At 72.4% G+C, this 14,935-nt stretch carries 13 protein-coding genes; 4 read left to right on the plus strand and 9 right to left on the minus strand.

Features of this window, described 5'->3' with window-relative positions; translation table 11 throughout:
- Positions 1-2: 2 nt before the first annotated feature.
- The 5 genes from FHG10_RS00245 to FHG10_RS00265 form a co-directional block, all read right to left on the minus strand.
- Complete coding sequence (locus tag FHG10_RS00245) at positions 3-599, minus strand: GbsR/MarR family transcriptional regulator (protein ID WP_152351349.1); 597 nt, start codon at positions 597-599, stop codon at positions 3-5.
- Positions 600-684: 85 nt separating this feature from the next.
- The gene (locus FHG10_RS00250) at positions 685-1,563 is read right to left on the minus strand and encodes an ABC transporter permease (protein WP_152351350.1); all 879 of its coding nucleotides are present in this window, start codon (positions 1,561-1,563) and stop codon (positions 685-687) included.
- A complete protein-coding gene (locus FHG10_RS00255; protein WP_152351351.1) occupies positions 1,560-2,507 on the minus strand; it encodes an ABC transporter permease in 948 nt (315 codons plus the stop codon). The genes FHG10_RS00250 and FHG10_RS00255 overlap by 4 nt, the downstream gene beginning before the upstream one ends.
- Positions 2,504-3,952: a M14 family zinc carboxypeptidase gene (locus FHG10_RS00260; RefSeq protein WP_152351352.1), complete on the minus strand. Its 1,449-nt coding sequence runs from the start codon at positions 3,950-3,952 to the stop codon at positions 2,504-2,506. Before FHG10_RS00260 ends, FHG10_RS00255 begins: the two co-directional genes overlap by 4 nt.
- A gap of 89 nt (positions 3,953-4,041) precedes the next feature.
- Entirely contained in the window at positions 4,042-5,625 is a 1,584-nt protein-coding gene (locus tag FHG10_RS00265; RefSeq protein ID WP_227487930.1) for a peptide ABC transporter substrate-binding protein, read from the minus strand.
- Between the two features lie 156 nt (positions 5,626-5,781).
- On the opposite strand from FHG10_RS00265, the gene FHG10_RS00270 reads away from it, so the two are divergent.
- The 3 genes from FHG10_RS00270 (at position 5,782) to FHG10_RS00280 (ending at position 9,211) form a co-directional block, all read left to right on the plus strand.
- A complete protein-coding gene (locus FHG10_RS00270) occupies positions 5,782-6,450 on the plus strand; it encodes an FMN-binding negative transcriptional regulator (RefSeq protein ID WP_152351353.1) in 669 nt (222 codons plus the stop codon).
- Positions 6,450-8,042 (plus strand): amidohydrolase, encoded by a 1,593-nt coding sequence (locus FHG10_RS00275; protein WP_152351354.1) that lies wholly within the window; start codon positions 6,450-6,452, stop codon positions 8,040-8,042. Before FHG10_RS00270 ends, FHG10_RS00275 begins: the two co-directional genes overlap by 1 nt.
- 134 nt (positions 8,043-8,176) lie before the next feature.
- Entirely contained in the window at positions 8,177-9,211 is a 1,035-nt protein-coding gene (locus FHG10_RS00280) for a putative FMN-dependent luciferase-like monooxygenase (protein ID WP_152351355.1), read from the plus strand.
- 110 nt (positions 9,212-9,321) lie between these two features.
- Here the strand turns inward: FHG10_RS00280 and FHG10_RS00285 are convergent, their stop codons facing one another.
- The 3 genes from FHG10_RS00285 to FHG10_RS00295 all read right to left on the minus strand — a co-directional run bounded on the left by FHG10_RS00285 (position 9,322) and on the right by FHG10_RS00295 (position 12,360).
- Positions 9,322-10,119, minus strand: a complete 798-nt coding sequence (locus FHG10_RS00285) for a hypothetical protein (RefSeq protein ID WP_152351356.1) — start codon at positions 10,117-10,119, stop codon at positions 9,322-9,324.
- Positions 10,120-10,261: 142 nt separating this feature from the next.
- The gene (locus FHG10_RS00290) at positions 10,262-11,182 is read right to left on the minus strand and encodes a phosphotransferase family protein (RefSeq protein WP_152351357.1); all 921 of its coding nucleotides are present in this window, start codon (positions 11,180-11,182) and stop codon (positions 10,262-10,264) included.
- A complete protein-coding gene (locus FHG10_RS00295) occupies positions 11,179-12,360 on the minus strand; it encodes a MarP family serine protease (RefSeq protein WP_152351358.1) in 1,182 nt (393 codons plus the stop codon). The genes FHG10_RS00290 and FHG10_RS00295 overlap by 4 nt, the downstream gene beginning before the upstream one ends.
- A gap of 196 nt (positions 12,361-12,556) precedes the next feature.
- On the opposite strand from FHG10_RS00295, the gene FHG10_RS00300 reads away from it, so the two are divergent.
- On the plus strand, positions 12,557-13,693 hold the full coding sequence (locus FHG10_RS00300) for a hypothetical protein (protein WP_152351359.1): 1,137 nt from the start codon (positions 12,557-12,559) through the stop codon (positions 13,691-13,693).
- 417 nt (positions 13,694-14,110) lie between these two features.
- Here FHG10_RS00300 and FHG10_RS00305 read toward each other — a convergent pair whose 3' ends face one another.
- On the minus strand, positions 14,111-14,920 hold the full coding sequence (locus FHG10_RS00305; RefSeq protein WP_152351360.1) for a GIY-YIG nuclease family protein: 810 nt from the start codon (positions 14,918-14,920) through the stop codon (positions 14,111-14,113).
- Positions 14,921-14,935 lie beyond the last annotated feature (15 nt).

The following is a 14,935-nucleotide window of genomic DNA, read 5'->3' on the forward strand; positions in this document are numbered from 1 at the left end:
GGTCAGTCCTCTTCCTCGTGGGTGGTCGGGGAGCGCTTCTTCCGGTTCCCGCTGCGGCGCTCCGCCTTGAACGCCTCCCACTCCGCGAGCATCGCCCGGTGATGCCCCTGGAGCCAGGTCATGTAGTCGCGCCCGTTCTCCAGGCGCTCGCGGACGGGGGCGTCCGCCGGGTCGTCGGGATCGGTGGTCGCGAGGCCGCGGGCGATCACGTCGCGCTGGCGGTCCAGGTAGCGGCGCTCGGTCGCGAGCCAGCTGCCCCAGACGTCCGTCTCGGTGCGGAAGTAGTGGCGGCGGTCCCCCGGGATCACGTGCCGCTTGACGAAGCCCGACTCCACCAGGCGCCGGGTGGCCATGGAGATCGCCCCCGAGCTCGCCTGCAGGCCCTGCGCGAGCTGCGCCGAGGAGGTGTGGTCGGCCTGGGTCATCATCAGATAGCCGAGCACGCGGCCGTCGGTGAGGGGGAGTCCTGCAGCGTGGTTCATCATCACGGCGAGGTCCTCGACGAAGCCCTGGCGATCGGCGTCGAGGTACACGTCGTGCTCGGCAGGCTCCTGCGCGTCCTCGGTGCTCCTGCGCGGATCGCTGCGGTCCTCGGCCATGCTCTCTCCTCCATCCGTCCGGGGTCGTCGGCCGTGCGGGGGAGTGCCGCGGGCCGTGCTCCGGATCTTCTCATTCCGCCCGCCCTCATCCGTGGGCCGGTTCGAGCAGGGTCCGCAGGGTCTCCCCGAGCGTGGTCACGGTCAGCACCGTGATCACGAGGAACAGGGAGGGGAAGACCAGCATGTGCGGGGCGGAGAGGAACTGCCCGGTCGCCGCGGAGAGCTGGAGCCCCCACGAGATCGCCGGGGCCTGGAGACCGATGCCCAGGTAGGTGAGGGAGGACTCGGCGACGATCACGCTGCCCACGGTGATGGTGGCGAGCACCAGCAGCGGGGAGAGCGAGGAGGGCAGCACGTACCGGGTGGCGATCCACCAGGGGGAGAGCCCCATCGTGCGTCCCGCGGAGACGAACTCGGAGCGCGCGACGGCGCGGACCGAGCCGCGCACGAGCCGCGCCATCGTCGGCCATCCGAAGAGGGCGAGCACGAGGGAGACCGTGAGCACCGAGCGCGTGCCCACGGTGTTCAGCACGACCACCGCCCCGAGCAGGAACGGGAAGCCGAGGAACACGTCGGTCAGGCGCGAGAGCACCGAATCGACCCAGCCCCCGCTCATGCCCGCGACGGTCCCGACCACGATCGCGACGATCCCCGCGAGCGCGGTGGTGAGGGCGGCGACGCCGATCGAGGTGCGCGTCCCGTAGATCACCTGGGCGTAGACGTCGCAGCCCTGGACGTCGAAGCCGAAGGGGTGGCCGGAGGTCGGCGAGGCGCCGCTGCGGGTGAGGTCGCAGAAGCGGGGGTCGCCGTGCCCGAAGAGCCCCGCGAACGGGGCCGGGGCGATCGCGATCAGCAGGATGAGCACGAGCAGGACCGCGGGGACGATCACCCCGGGCCGGCGCAGGGCGGGGGAGAGCACCCGGTGGCGCACGGGGGCGTCGGCGGCGCGGACGAAGCTGGTCATGACGTCGTCCCCCGGGTGCGGATCCGCGGGTCGAGCAGTGCGTGGAGGCCGTCCACGAGCAGGCTGGTGAGCAGGAAGACGAGGATCAGGGCGGTCGAGATGCCGACGATCGTGGCACCCTCGTGGGAGCGGATCCCCTGGAACAGCAGGTTGCCGATGCCGGGCACGTTGAAGATCCCCTCCACGATGACGGTCCCGCCCATGAGCAGTCCGAGGTCCGTGGCCAGGTACGTCACCGGCGGGATCAGCGAGTTGCGCAGCACGTGCACGCCGACGATCCGTCGGCGCGAGAGGCCGCTCGCCGTGGCCGCGCGGATGTGGTCGGTCGCAAGGGTCTCGATCACCGAGGCCCGCGTGAGGCGGGAGACGGAGGCGAGCCCGAACAGGGCGATGACCAGCGCGGGCAGCAGGAAGGAGACGGGCCAGCCCTGGGCGGTGCCGGCGACGGGGAACCAGTGCAGGCGCACCGCGAACACGAGCTGGAGCGAGACGCCGAGCACGAACACGGGGATCGCGGCGACCGTGATCGTCGAGATCAGCACCGCCCGGTCGACGGCCTTCCCACGGCGCAGCGCGGCGGCGACGCCCAGGGCGATGCCCACCACGACCTCGATCACCCAGGCGGTGAGCGCGAGGACGATCGTCACCGGCCAGCGCTGGGCCATCTGCTCGCCGACGGACACGCCGTTGAAGTCGGTGCCGAAGTCGCCGTGGAGGAGCCCTCCCAGGTAGCGCAGATAGCGCTGCCAGAGCGGCTCGTCCAGGTGGTAGCGGGCCTGCAGGGTGTGCACGGTCGCGTCGCTCAGCGGACGGTCCCCGCCGAGCGCGCGGATCGGGTCGCCGGGCAGCGCGAAGGTCATCACGTAGATGAGGAAGGTGACGCCGAGGAAGACGATCACCAGCGTCCCGATCCGGCGCGCCGCGACCAGCAGCGCGCCTCTCATGACGCGCCGCCGTCGTCGGGGAGGGGGAGACCGGCCGACGGCGCGTCCCGCGTCGGACGTGTCGCGGCCACGTGCGCGGCGCCCGCGAGCACCGCCCCGAGCTGCACGCCGACGAGCGCGCGCATCGGGATGGGCGTCGCCTCGGTCGCGGCATCGGCCAGCCACTCCTCATACAGGGCGGCCATCCGCTCGCGCAGCGCGCGCAGAGGAGCGGGGGCGATGCCCGCGCCGGTCTCCGCCTCGATCGCCCGCAGCAGCATCCCGCCGTAGCGGAGGCGGAAGCAGCGCACCAGGTCCTCGCAGGCGAACCGCTCCGCCACGGTCGCCCGCCGTTCGGCCGGCTCGAGCGGCGCCCGGTGGCGGTCGGTCTCGGCGATCGCCCCGAGCATCGGGACGAACGCCCGGGAGGCCTCGAGATAGGGGGTCTGCAGCGTCAGGTGCGCCTCCGCCTCGTCCAGGATCTCCTGCAGGGCCTCGCCGGAGGAGCCCATCGCCGCGGCGGTGCGCAGCACCAGGTCCCGATAGGGCTCGGCAGTGGGCGTCTCGTCGCCGGCGTCGGGATGGGTCCAGTAGGGCAGCTCGGCCACCAGGCACAGCGCGTCGTGACGCGCGCCCCAGGATGCCGAGGAGGAGCCGCGGATCTGCGGCGCCGGATCGAGGCCGATCGACTCGAGGTACTCGTAGTACGTGGAGATGTGGTCCATGGCGAACACGGCGGTCGCGAGGGTGCGCAGGTGCGGGGACTCGGGCTCGCCGGTGTCCAGGGCGAGGCCCAGCGCATCGGGGATCGCGTGCAGGTCGGAGATCAGGTCCGGCTCGTCGTGGGAGAGGTAGTAGTAGACCCCTCCCATCTCTCCGTTGTGCAGGGTGACCAGCAGGTCGGGGCGCACGTCGTCGATCAGTCGCATGAGCGCGAGCGTCTCGGGGAGGACGGCGTCGAAGTAGGCGTCCCTGAAGTCGGTGGGGAAGGTCCACTCGACCTGGCTGTCCGGAGCCGGCCGGAAGAAGTGCCGCGAGTAGTGGGCGCGGTCGAAGGGGTCGGCGAACCAGTCCTCGTTCAGCCGCATGCCGTCGGGGTCGATGGTGGGCACGATGTGCCAGGTGGTCGCGAGCTGCTCGGCGGGGCCGTCCGCATCGAGCATCATCTCGGCCAGGTGCAGGGCGGTCCACGAGCCGATCGGCTCGTTGGGGTGGACGCCGCCGACGATCACCGCCTGGTGGGGCCCGCCGCCGACGACGAACTCGTGGATCGGCTCGCCCAGCCGGCTGGTGCCGATGCGGCGCCGGCCCACGCGGTCGGTGCTGCGTGCGAGCTCCTCGAAGCTCCGGTGCAGCTCGTCCACGGTGGGGAACCCGCTGTGGTCGGGCAGGGTCCGCACGAGATCCAGGATCTGCGGGGCGCGCAGCGGCGCCTGCTCGCGGAGGTCGGTGGACGGGTGTGGCATGCGTGCTTCCTCTCGTCGGGCGGCCGGCGGGCCGGGGGCGGTGTCGGCGGTGTCGGTCGTGATCGGGGAGCCGGGGACGCGCCTCGCGCTCATCGGACGCTCACCTCCGCGATCGCGACGTCGCCGCGGACGTCGGGCAGGTCGGTGATCTTCTCGCTGGTCACGTAGGAGTACTTGTCGAAGAAGGTGGGGACGACGGGGAAGTCCTCGAAGGCGGCCTCCTGGACCTTCGCGTAGTAGTCGGAGGCCTCGTCCTCGTCGCCGGCGGCGCTCGCGCGGGCGAGCAGGGTGTCCACGTCGTCGTCCTGGTAGTAGCCGGTGCAGGGCGCGCAGCCCCCGGTGGGGGTGAGCAGGGCGCGCAGGGTCCCCTGCTGGCTCGGGTAGAGGGCGCCCCAGTGGCCGAAGTGTGGTCCGTCGACCGTCTTCTCGACGAGCTCGGTGTTGAAGGAGGCGAAGTCCGTGGTGGGCTTCGCGACCGTCTCGACGCCGAGGTTCTGGCGGATCTGGTTCGCGTATCCCTGGTAGAGCGCGTCCAGGCCGGCGCCTCCCGGGTAGACCAGGGTGATCGTGCCGTCGAAGCCCCCGGCCTCGGCGAGCAGGGCCTTCGCATCCTCGGGATGGAACTCGCAGTACTTCCCGCACACGCCCTCCTTCGCCCCGATCATGCTGGGCGGGGTGAGCGAGGTGGCCGGTTCGTAGAGCCCTCCGAAGAACGCCTTGTTCACGGCGTCCCGGTCGATGGACATCGAGATCGCCTCGCGGACGCGGGGGTCGTCGTACCGCTCGTCCCACAGGGGGAACCCGAGGTAGTCGATGCCCGCGGCATCGTAGGTGTGCAGGCGGTCGCCGAAGTCCGCGGATGCGCTGGTCATCTTCTCCGCGGGCAGGGTGAGCACATCGGCGCTGCCGGAGAGCACGTCGGTATAGGCCGTGTTCTGGTCCTGGTAGCTGCGGAAGGTCACGCGCTGCGTCCGCGGGGCCTCGCCCTGGTAGCCGTCCCAGGCCTGCACCGTGAACTCGCCGCCCGGCTTCCACTCCTCGGTCATCGCGTAGGGGCCGTTGCCGATGGGCCCGCGGTCGTAGGCGTCGAGATCGTCGTAGGCGGCCTCGGGCATCGGGAAGAACGCGGTCTGGGAGGAGGTCAGCTGGAGAGGGAAGGAGCTGTCCGCGCTCGTGAGCTCCACCGTGAAGGTGCGCTCTCCCGTGACGTGCAGTCCGCTCATGGTCTTCGTCGTTGGCTTCCCGGACTCGGGGTTGAGGTCCGCGTATCCCTTGATGCCGGCGAGCTGCCCGGAGTCCTCCCAGGCGTTCGGGCCGAAGGCGACGTGGTTCCAGGCCTTCACGTAGCTCTCGGCCGTGACCGGCTCGCCGTTCTGGAAGGTCCAGCCCCTGCGCAGGGTGATGGTCCAGGTGACGTTGTCGTCGCTGGTGATGCTCGCGGCGGCGACCCCGTGCACGGTGCCGTCGTCGTCGACGGACACGAGCGGGGAGAACAGCGCCCGCATCTGGTCGTAGGCGACGGTCTGCCGGCCGGGCGTGAGGTGATCGGGCTCGCCGGTGGCGAACACGAAGCCGTCGGGGTCGCTGTGCTGCGGCGTGCCCACGGAGCACCCGGTGATCAGCGTGAGCATCGCCGCCCAGGCGACGACGGTGAGCGCTGCTCCTCTGCGCATGGTTCCTCCGATGGGTCGTCCTCGACCGCCGCTCGGGAGCGACGTGGGTCGACCGTACGGGAGCGTCTCTCTCAGCTTTCAGTGAATACTGAAAGTTTATAGAAACGTGACCTGCTCCACGAACATCGTCGTCCGGCGCGTGGGAGCGTGTCCGTCATGCGCCACACACCCTCGTACCTGCTGACGGATCCCGAAGAGGTGCGCCGCCTGATCCGCAGCAATCCCTGGGCGACGATCGTCTCGCCCGCCTCGGGGCTGGTCGCCTCCCACTATCCCTTCCTGCTCGAGGAGCCGGCCGACGGCGAGGACCCGGGGGACGAGATCAGCCTCGTCAGCCACGTCGGCCGGCCCGACGAGGAGGCCCACGAGCTCGGCCGCCATGAGGTGCTCGTGATCATCCAGGGTCCCCACGGCTACATCTCGCCGGGCTGGTACCCGCCCGATCAGTTCATCCCGACGTGGAACCACGTCACCGCCCACCTCTGGGGCACGCCCGAGATCCTCTCGGACGAGGAGAACTTCGCGGTGCTCTCCCGGCTCGTCGACCACTTCGAGCAGCAGATGCCCGAACCCGTCTCCCTGCAGATCGACGAGGAGAGGGCCCGGGGCATCGCGCGGGGGACCGTGGGGATCCGCGTGCGGGTTCGGCGCTTCGACGCCCGCGCCAAGCTCAGCCAGGACAAGGACCCCGCGGTGATCGACTCCGTGATCTCCGCTCTGCGCGCACCGGGGCCCTACGAGAACCCGGCGCTCGCCGCCGAGATGGTCCGCGAGCACGGCGAGCCGTCCCCGCAGCCGGGATCCGCAGAGCGGGGGCAGGACTGATGGGGATCCTGCTGCAGGAGGTGCGCCGGATCGGCGCCGACACGGCCCCGGTCGACGTGCGCATCGCACGGGGGCTCGTCGAGGAGATCGCGCCGACCGGCACTCTCGCGCCCCGTCCCGACGACGAGGTCGTCGCGGCCGCGGGCGCCTGGGTGGGCCCAGGACTCTGGGACCACCACACGCACATGGACCAGTGGGCGCTCGCGCGTCGCCGCATCGACGTCGCCGCCTGCTCGAGCGCGGCGGAACTCGCGCGCACCATGTCCACGGCGGCTCCCGACCGCGACCGGGACCCGGTGCTCATCGGCCACGGCTTCCGCGACGGGGTATGGCCCGACCGTGCGGAGCGCGCCCTCCTGGATGCGGCCGTGCCCGACCGTCCGGCGGTCGCGATCAGCCACGACCTGCACACCGTGTGGGCCAACGGCGCTGCCCTCGGCCTGCTCTCCCGCTCCCTGGGCAGGGCGCTCCCGGAGGACGGCGTGCTGCGGGAGACCGATGCCTTCGACGCCACCGGGCAGCTGTCCCGGGTGCCCGAGGCGACCCTCGACGGGTGGGTCGCCGAGGCCGTCCACGACGCCGCGGCGCGCGGTGTGGTCGGCCTCGTCGATCTGGAGATGGGCTACGGGATCGAGGCCTGGCAGCGTCGCATGGCCGCGACCGCGGGCGCGGGCACTGGCGCGGCCGCAGGAGCGGGCGCGGATTCCGACGCAGGTGCGCGTGCGCACGCCGTGCGCGTTCGATCCGGGATCTACCCACGGGACCTGGAGCGCGCGCTGCGCGCCGGGCTGCGGTCGGGGGAGGTCGTCGAGGACACCGGGGGACTGCTCAGCGTGGGCCCCTTCAAGCTGGTCCTGGACGGATCGCTCGGCACGCGTACGGCGTGGGTCGAGGATGCCTACGACGCCGACGCCGACGCCGACGCCGACGCCGACGGTCACCCTGACCGCGCAGACCACGCCGACCATGCGGACCACGGGCTGCGCGCGCTGTCGCCCGAGGAGGCGCTCGCCCTCACGCGCCGCGCGCACGACGGCGGGCTCGTCCCCGCGCTGCACGCGATCGGCGACCGCGCGGTGACGCTCGCACTCGACATCTTCGAGGAGATCGGGGCGGGGGGGAGCATCGAGCATGCGCAGCTCGTGGGGGAGGAGGACCTGCCCCGCTTCGCGGCGCTGGGCGTCGAGGCGAGCATCCAGCCCGAGCATGCGATGGACGACCGCGACGTCGCCGACCGCCACTGGCACGGCCGCACGGGGCGCGCCTTCGCCTTCGGCTCGCTCGCGCGGGCGGGAGCGCGGCTCCGTCTGGGGTCCGACGCCCCCGTCGCCCCGCTCGATCCCTGGATCTCGATGGCGGCCGCGGTGACGCGCGAGCGCGACGGCCGCGAGGCCTGGCATCCCGAGCAGCGGATCCCGGTGGAGATCGCCTGGAGCGCATCGACCGACGGACGCCGCACGATCGGCGTCGGGGACACGGCCGACCTGGTGCTCACGGCCGAGGACCCGCTCACCGCGCCGTCGGCCATGCTGCGGGACATGGAGGTGCTGGGGACGATCCGCGCGGGAGGCTGGACCCACCGCGCGCTCTGAGGTGCACGACCGACGTCGGGCCCGGCGGACCCGCCGCTGGTGAGATGCTCGGAAGGCCCCTGCTCGGCTCGGCCCGGTCGGGCCGGACCGGACGCAGCCAGATCCTTCCCCGGCACCAGAGGAGACCCCGCACCATGACCCGACCCCGTTTGGGACTGTTCACCCGGCTCCTCGAGGACGCGAGCCCCGCCGATCGCTACCGCTTCGCGCTCGAGCAGATCGCGCGGGCCGACGAGCTCGGCTTCGCCTCCGCGTGGGTCGCCCAGCACCACTTCGGCGAGCACGAGGGCGGTCTGCCCTCGCCCTTCGTGCTGCTCGCCGCCGCGGCCCAGCGTACGAGCCGGATCGCACTGGCCACCGGGGTGCTCACCCTTCCGATCGACGACCCGCTGCGCGCCGCCGAGGACGCCTCCGTGCTCGACGCCCTGAGCGGCGGGCGGGTGCAGCTCGGGATCGCCGCCGGCGGCACGCCCTCCTCGTTCCCCGCCTTCGGGCAGGATCCGGGCCGGCGCAGGGAGGTCTTCGCCGAGCACCTGGGCGTGCTGCGCGACGCGCTCGCCGGGCGCGGGGTCCGCGGCACCGAGTCCCGGATCTACCCGCCGGCCGGGGACCTCGGCCGGCGCATCTGGCAGGCGACGTTCTCGACCGACGGCGGCCGACGCGCCGGTGAGGCCGGCGACGCCCTGATGCTCTCGCGCACCCAGGTGCGCCCCGAGGACGCCCTCGACCAGCCGCTCCACGAACTCCAGCTGCCCATCATCGAGGCCTACCGCAGCGCACTGCCCGAGGGCGCGCTCCCGCGGGTCCTCGCCTCGCGCACCGCGCTCGTCGTCGACCCCGAGGACCGCGAGCGCGCCCTCGCGCTCGCCGAGCCCGGGCTGCGCGCGCTCGCCGCGGGACAGAGCGGATTCGACGCCGCCGGGGCGAGCATCGAGGAGCTCGTGGCCGTCACCGACACGCACGTGGGGACGGTCGATGAGGTCTGCGAGACGCTCGCGGCCGATGAGACGCTGCCCGCCGCGACCGACATCTCGTTCCAGGTGCACTCGATCGCCGCGCCCCACGGGATGACCCTGCGCAGCCTCGAGCTGCTGGCCACGGAGGTCGCCCCGCGCCTCGGCCTCGCCACCGGGCCGGAGGCGGCCGCGTCCCTGCGCGCGGGAGCCTGACCGGCGTCGGAGCCCACGGCCCTCGCGCGACGGCTCCCGCGCGAGGGCCCCACGCAGCGGCTCGCGTGCGACGACTCGCGCGCATCCGCCCCCGCGCGACGGCCGGGCGCTCACCTCTCGAGCGAAATCCCGAGCTCCCTCTCGATGCCCTTGATCGTGTTCAGCAGCGACCGGTGGTCCGAGGGCGTCTTCGGCATCGTGAACGTGCGCCCGTCGAGCTCGACGTGCGTGTGCCGCCCGGACGAATCGACGGTGCATCCGCGCTCGGCGAGCAGGGACATCAGGTCCTTCAGGGTCGTCGGGTAGCGGTTGCCGACGCCCCCGTGCCCGCGTGGGATCGCCTGCTCGCGGGGCCGCGAGGAGACCGCCCGCTCGTAGCGGGCCACCGAGAGCACGACCTTCCCGTCGAGCGAGACCACCACGGCGATCTCGCCGTCGGTCACGACGCTGGCCTCGCCCGTGCGCGAGAACGCCGTCCACTCCTCGGCGGGATCCTCGAGGATCGCGCGGATGCGATCGTCGGCGACGCCCAGGTCCTCGGCCCAGCGGCGCGCATCGGGCAGCAGGTCGAAGTCCTCCTCTCCGCCGCCCGGCGGGACGAAGGGACCGCCGGGTCGGGGACGAGCGCGGTTCGGAGCCGCCGGCCTCGACGCGGGCATCTCCGCGGGTGTCGGAACGGGGGTCGGCGGAGCCGGGACGGGAGTCGGGGCGGGCCGCGGGGGCACCGGGGGAGCCGGGTCCCCCGCCGACTCCTCGAGCGCGGCGCGGATCTGCGCGGCCTGGGGCGCGCTGAGGCGGTGGCGGGCGCCGTGGATGTCGAGGTACGGGCCCTGCGCATCGCGCCCGGCGGTGATGCCCGGATGCGCGTGGAGCGGCCCACCCTCGCCGGTATGTCGGGGCTCGCTCACGGCCGACGCCCCGTTCTCTGGGTCGGCGCGCGCCGGACGGCGACGGCAATTCTCTGGAACATGCCCGCAGGATAGTCGGGACGGATCCACCCGATCGCGCCGGAGGGGGAGCGGCGAAGGGGAGCCGGTGCGGGCTTCGTCCTCAGCCCGCCCGGTCCAGCGTGCGCCCGATCGCCTCCCGCACGCGCCGGGACATTCCAGGTCCGTCCACCACCTGGCGCCCCGCGACCTGGAGCGGGATGAACTGCTGCCACTGATCGCTGAACCCCAGGAGCTGCTCCATGTCCCGTGCCGGGTCGACGCGCACTCCGGCGAGCTTCTCGTAGTCCTCGAGGAACCACGCGGCGGCGTCGGCCGAGAAGAGCACGGCGAGGTTCAGCCGGCAGTGCCCCACGTCGAAGCCGCGATCGGCGAGACCGGCCGTCGGCCAGTCGACGACCGCACGGATCCGCGGATGCTCCCGGTCCTCCCAGAGCACGTTGAAGTGCTGGTAGTCGCCGTGGGTGAGGACGCGCGCCGAGGGGTCCGAGGGCTGCGAGGCGAGCGCGTGGGCCGCGGCGGCGAGGCCCGAGTCGCCGAGGGCGTCCAGCCAGGGATGCTGCTCGTAGGGCAGGTACTCGCAGGGTTCGAGCGCCGGCGGCGCGGCGGCGTGGATCCGCACGAGCATCTCGGCCAGGCGCCGCACCCACTCCCGCAGGTCCGGCGGATCGAGCTCCACGCGGCCCGGCAGGAAGGTGGTGACGGTCGACGGCAGGGAGGACGACGACCCGTCGGGGTCCGCGGCGAGCAGGCGCGGGATCGGAAGCCCGGAGACGGCCAGCGCCCCGAGGCCCTCGACCTCGCGCCGCACACGGTCCTGCTCCTCAGCGCCCACGCCGCGCCAGCGGCGCACCACGAGGTCACCGCCGCCGTCGGCGCGCCGCAGCTGGAGCATCTGACCGGTGATCCCTCCGACCAGCGGACGCACGAGCGCCACCTCACCGAAGATCGGCACGAGCCAGTCTCGCAGCGCCGGGTCGAGGTCGCCTCCGGTCGCGGCGTGAGCGCCGCCCCCGTCGCTCACGCCGTGCACGTGCCCGTCGACACGGCCTGCGTCTCGGTGTCGAGCTGCGCGATGACGGGCAGCAGCTCGGCGTTGGTCATCGCGTAGGCGACGCCGTCGTCGGACTCGCCGCGCGCGAAGACCACGCCGGCCACGCCGCCGTCGGAGTCGAGCAGCGGGCCGCCCGAGTTCCCCGGCTCGACCTGCGCGTCCAGCACGTAGACGTCCCGGTCCACGGCGCCCTCGCCGTGGGCGTCGTGCACCTCGGCGGTGCCCGAGGCGCGCACGGCCGCGGACGTCGAGCGGAACGGCCCGCCGTGCGGATAGCCCTGGATCACGGCCGACGCGCCGTCGTCCAGGGTGTCCACGAGCTTCAGCGGCTCCGCGTCGACGTCGGCCGCGATGACGGCGAGGTCGTTCTCGACGTCGAAGTGGACCACGCGGCCCTCCTTCGCGCTCTCGCCGGGCAGGTCGATCAGCGGATGGTCCACGCCGGCGACGACGTGGGCGTTGGTGACGATGCGGTCGGGCGCGACCACGAAGCCGGAACCTGTGGAGATCGTGCCGCAGCCGTTCGTCGGCCCTGAGATGCGCGCGACCGACTGCGCGGCGCGGGCGAGGTCCGCGTCGTCGAGGTCGACGGGGGCCGACGTCGACGCCTCGGCGGAGTCCAGTCCCGCGGGAGGGGTCTGGATCGTGGGCATCGGCAGGGCGCCGACGACCTGCGAGCGCAGCTGGGCGACCGCGTCGTCGACCGGCGCCGGCGTGGCCCGGTCGAGCTGCCGGAGGACCTGCGAGGACGCGACGGTGCTGGAGACGCCGGGAATGCCCGCGGAGACCAGCCCGGCGCCGCCGAAGGTCACGATGGCCACGCCGAGCACGAGCCCGAGCACCCCGCCGAGGAGTCGTTCGAGCACGCGCAGGTGGATGCGGTCGGCACCGCGACGGATCACCGCGCCGATGCTCGAGCCGATCGCGCATCCGACCACCAGCAGCACGCACAGGGCGCCGATCACGGCGGCGGTGCGCCACGGGGGATCGACCGCGCCGGAGACCCAGGGGAGCGCCCAGACCGCCGCGACGGCACCGGCGACGAGGCCCAGCAGTGCGCCGAGGGTGGCAGCGAAGCCCGAGCGCAGCCCGGAGGCGAGCGCGCCCAGCAGGATGATGACGGCCACGACGTCCACGATCCAGGTCATCGCCCGCCTCCTTCCCGATGCACGGGTCGTTCCGGCCCATGCGGCTGGCCCGATCGTAATCGGAGCGCTCGCAGGGCGTCTGTGAGGCGCTTCATGATTCGCGATACGCCTGGTCACCGGGGTATCGGGATCGGTCCCAGCTTTCTTCGAGCCAGGCTCCCAGGAACCCCCGAAGCAGCGGGGCGAGCATCAGCCCATGACATCTGCTCACCACGATCCTGCGCCGCCCTCGGCCCACGCGCAGGCCCCTTCCTCTCGTGGCCATGACGGCTCTCTCCCCGCGGACCGGCGAGGCGACCGCGGCGGCGGCGCTCCCCGCTCCTCCGCGGGGGAGCGCACGGAGTCGCAGGTCAAGAAGCTGTCCCCATCGGGTCTCATCGGGAGCGGTGCGGCGGCGGCCGCCGCCTCCGTGATCGGCGGCCAGCTCGGTGTGGCCGGCACCGTGGTGGGTGCCGCGCTGACCTCGGTGGTCTCCGCCGCGGTCCTCGCCTTCTACACGGACTCCGTGAACACGAGCCGTCGCAAGCTGCGCGAGGTCCAGGAGAACGGGATCCTTCCCGGCAGCGGTGGACGCGGCGGCAGCCGCGGGGACCGGGGGACCGGTTCCCCGTCCGCCTCGCGCTCGTCCTCCCGCTCCGTCTCGAGCTCCCGCTCCGTCTCGCGCACGGGGAGGACCGAGCAGGCGGCCGAGGGTCGCGTCGGCGCCGGGGGATCGGCCGACGGGACGCTCTCCGGCGCATCGGCCGACGACGCGATGACCGGTGCCCCGTCGCGCCGACGCCTGATGAGGATCATCGGCATGGCGCTCGCGATCGCGGTGATCGGCATCGTCGCGGTGTTCGGCATCCAGCGCGTCATGGGTGCGGAGCTCTCGCCCGGCACCGGCCAGATCCAGCGCAGCGTGACCGGCACCGAGCACGTGTCCTCGCGCGATGGGTCGTCCACCGGCGACGACTCCCGCTCGACCGACGGCTCGACGGACGACGGGGATTCCTCGACCACCGACGGCACGGATGACGGCGACAGCACCGGAACCGACACAGACGGCTCCGGCGACACGAAGGGATGGAACCCGTTCGGCGGCGACTCCTCGAGCAGCGGCTCGGACACCGATTCGGGCTCCGGCAGCGGGTCCGGATCGGGGACCGGTTCCGGGGACAGCTCCTCGGGCGACGGGTCGAGCAGCGGGAGCGGCAGCGGATCGAGCGGCTCCGGCGACTCGGGCTCCGGCAGCGGGTCGGGCTCGAGCGGCGGCTCGGGATCCGGGAGCGGATCGGGCTCCGGCTCCGGGAGCGGGTCCGGGGGCGGCTCCGGGGCGGGCACCGGTCAGTGACCGCGGGGAGAAGCGTGCAGCGGGACGCCAGCCGGCATCAGTCGGTGTGGGGCGCCGAGCCCTGCCTGTCCGCGCTGATCCTGCACTCCGTGGTGCAGTGCGGCCAGGCGCCTGAGTCGGTGCGCTGCGCGTAGCAGTGCCCGCCCGGGCGTCCTCGCGGATCGAGCACGAGCTCACGCGCGATCTGCTGGTTCGACTTCCCCTCGGCGAGCGGCCTCACATCTTCGCGTTCAGTGTCGCTGGGTGAGGGCTCAACGCATAAGCGGGCTTGAGACCTCACCCAGCGACACCGTAGAGAAAGCTCTCGCTCGAGATCGTAGGGGGCAGGCCGCTGACGCAGCTCGTAGAACGCCGAACCCACTTCGCGGGCCGCGATCTTTCTTGCCGGTCCATGATTCGTCGAGTCGCTGTCTGAGATCAGTTGCGGTTCAGACCGTGATCGCACGTTCCGAGGACGTGTTTGAAATGTCGTTCAGCTGCATCGATCTGGCTGTGTGGCGTCGACGGGTCGAAGACCCTCAAGAGAGAAAATCTGAAGGACAAGGGGTCACGAGAGCGCAGCTCGACGTTGCCGCCGTGACCATTTGCAGCGTAGGCCGCCCAGCGTTGATGGATACTCTCGGCACCGTCGGCCTTTCCGACGTACTGCTTCCCGTCGCGCATGTCAGTGATGACGTAGATGCCGAGGGCCGAGGAGAGAGCAGTACGCCAGGTAGCGAAGCGATGCTCGCGCATCACTTCCTGCAGCCTCGAGTAGTCCAAGCTGATCCGATCGAATCCGGGGAAAGGGTCGGGCGTGGAGTCGGCGATTTCGGTGATGGTGTACCGGGCCGCGGTCCTTCCGGTAAGCCACCATGTGCGGGGTGACCTCCAGCGGAGCACGAGTCTTTCTCGCATATCGGCCATCTGCTCGGTGTGTTCGAGGTCGTACCAGCGGTGGATACCGTTGTTCGAGGTTTCTCCGTTGTTATGGACCACTGACCACAGGCGTGCCCTGTCGCCGCCCTCAGGTAGGAAGACGACCCATGTGCGCGGCGGCGTTACGGGGAACTTGCGGGGGCCGGTCTCCTGGCGCCGCGTGTATTCCATGATGTCGTCTGCCGACGACGCGGCGTTGATCCCGGGATACGCCCCGGAGCGGTCGCGGACGTACGCATGACGGATCACGAGGACGGTCAGAGGGTCGATGCCCGCGCTCTCGAGCACCGTTCCGAGGGTCAACGTCATGTACCCATCATCTCG

The organism is Brachybacterium subflavum (assembly GCF_009299795.1).
Classification (GTDB): domain Bacteria; phylum Actinomycetota; class Actinomycetes; order Actinomycetales; family Dermabacteraceae; genus Brachybacterium; species Brachybacterium subflavum.

What these genes read in the sequence shown, in the direction of transcription:
- FHG10_RS00305 (WP_152351360.1), bottom strand. Translation starts at nt 14,920, where the DNA reads ATGACGTTGACCCTCGGAACGGTGCTCGAGAGCGCGGGCATCGACCCT.
- FHG10_RS00275 (WP_152351354.1), top strand. Translation starts at nt 6,450, where the DNA reads ATGGGGATCCTGCTGCAGGAGGTGCGCCGGATCGGCGCCGACACGGCC.
- FHG10_RS00300 (WP_152351359.1), top strand. Translation starts at nt 12,557, where the DNA reads ATGACATCTGCTCACCACGATCCTGCGCCGCCCTCGGCCCACGCGCAG.
- FHG10_RS00280 (WP_152351355.1), top strand. Translation starts at nt 8,177, where the DNA reads ATGACCCGACCCCGTTTGGGACTGTTCACCCGGCTCCTCGAGGACGCG.
- FHG10_RS00255 (WP_152351351.1), bottom strand. Translation starts at nt 2,507, where the DNA reads ATGAGAGGCGCGCTGCTGGTCGCGGCGCGCCGGATCGGGACGCTGGTG.
- FHG10_RS00270 (WP_152351353.1), top strand. Translation starts at nt 5,782, where the DNA reads ATGCGCCACACACCCTCGTACCTGCTGACGGATCCCGAAGAGGTGCGC.
- FHG10_RS00245 (WP_152351349.1), bottom strand. Translation starts at nt 599, where the DNA reads ATGGCCGAGGACCGCAGCGATCCGCGCAGGAGCACCGAGGACGCGCAG.
- FHG10_RS00250 (WP_152351350.1), bottom strand. Translation starts at nt 1,563, where the DNA reads ATGACCAGCTTCGTCCGCGCCGCCGACGCCCCCGTGCGCCACCGGGTG.
- FHG10_RS00295 (WP_152351358.1), bottom strand. Translation starts at nt 12,360, where the DNA reads ATGACCTGGATCGTGGACGTCGTGGCCGTCATCATCCTGCTGGGCGCG.
- FHG10_RS00265 (WP_227487930.1), bottom strand. Translation starts at nt 5,625, where the DNA reads ATGCGCAGAGGAGCAGCGCTCACCGTCGTCGCCTGGGCGGCGATGCTC.
- FHG10_RS00260 (WP_152351352.1), bottom strand. Translation starts at nt 3,952, where the DNA reads ATGCCACACCCGTCCACCGACCTCCGCGAGCAGGCGCCGCTGCGCGCC.